This is a genomic window from Lactobacillus nasalidis, from assembly GCF_016587775.1.
Lineage (GTDB): Bacteria > Bacillota > Bacilli > Lactobacillales > Lactobacillaceae > Lactobacillus > Lactobacillus nasalidis.
This window is the reverse complement of the sequence record NZ_BOCG01000694.1, coordinates 1-1,294: the sequence shown is the minus strand read 5'-3', so window position 1 is coordinate 1,294 and position 1,294 is coordinate 1. Positions and strand designations below refer to the sequence as shown.

Annotated in this window: 2 protein-coding genes; one reads left to right on the top strand and one right to left on the bottom strand. The window is 53.8% G+C overall.

Going from position 1 to position 1,294, the window contains the following annotated elements; all coding sequences use genetic code 11:
• Positions 1-928: Mur ligase family protein (locus tag lacNas_RS13210; RefSeq protein WP_201346941.1), on the bottom strand; the 928-nt coding region annotated here is incomplete at its 3' end.
• Between the two features lie 141 nt (positions 929-1,069).
• Here lacNas_RS13210 and lacNas_RS13205 point away from each other — a divergent pair.
• Positions 1,070-1,294 (top strand): thymidine kinase (locus tag lacNas_RS13205; protein ID WP_507762797.1); only part of this gene is annotated, 225 nt, incomplete at its 3' end.

The window sequence follows — 1,294 nt, the reverse complement described above, 5'->3', positions numbered from 1 at the left end:
CCTGGCGGCCGAAAATCCGCTTGTTTTTGGCAAAAGCAGCCGCGATCTCATCGGCAGAGACGCCGAACTCTCTGGCGCAGGCAAAGGCAGCCAAAGCGTTGTAGATGTTGTAGGTGCCGCCGATGTTGATGGCGAATTCCTTGCCTTCGATCGTGAACTTGATCCGGCTTGGAGTCTGCTGGCTGATCTTTTCCAAGCGGTAAGTCAGCTCCGGCCGCTTGTAGCCGCAGTTAGGGCAGAAGAAGTCGCCCAGGTTGGCGTAAGAAATCGCGTGGTAGTGCAGGATCTGGTTGCACTTCGGGCAAAGGACCCCGTCGGTGTTGACGGCAGCCTTCAGGTCGTTTTGCGGCTGGTCCTGGGCGGTTTCAAAACCGAAAAAGACTTTCGGGTTCGGCAGGTCGACGGAAGAAAAGATGCTGGCGTCCCCGTTGGCGATGATGGTTGCGTCAGGGGCCAGCTTGATGCCGTCGACGATCTTTTCGTAGGTCGTGTAGATTTCCCCGTAGCGGTCCATCTGGTCACGGAAGATATTGGTCAAGACGAAGGCTTTTGGATGAACCAGCTGCGTGACGGCCTTGACGTTGGCTTCGTCGACCTCCAAAACCGCCAGCTTCCGGCTGACTTTCTTCTGGCCATGGGCCAGAAAGGCGGTCACGATCCCTTGGGCCATGTTGGACCCGGATGGGTTGGTCAGGATGTCGCCGTACTTTTCCTTGAGCGTTTGGGTGATCAGGGCCGTGGTCATAGTCTTGCCGTTGGTCCCGGTGACGATGATGGTCTCATAGTCCCGGCCCAGCTGCTCTAACACGTTTGGGTCAAGCTTCATGGCCAGCTTGCCAGGGAAACTGGTGCCGCCCTTGAGCACGTTGTGCAGGAACCAGTAGGAGGACTTGCCGGCAAAAGTTGCGATGTTGGATTTAAAACTCATGATTAACTTCCTATTCTTGCATTAAGACTATGATAAATCTTACCATAAGACGAAAAGTTTAGTGGATAAAATGCGAAGCTTTTAAACTTTTGCAAAATACACTATACTAATTTGAGCGAGATTAAAACAAAGGTGGAGAATATGGCACAGTTTTTCTTCGAATACGGAGCAATGGGCAGCGGCAAAACGATCGAAATTTTGAAGGTTGCCCATAATTACGAAATTCAGGGCCGCAAGGTGGTCTTGATGACCAGCAGCGTGGACACGCGGTCCGGCCACGGCGTGGTGGCTTCACGGATCGGCCTCAGCCGCCAGGCCCTGCCGATTGAGCCTGACCTGGACCTGTTTGACTACATCGCGGCCTTG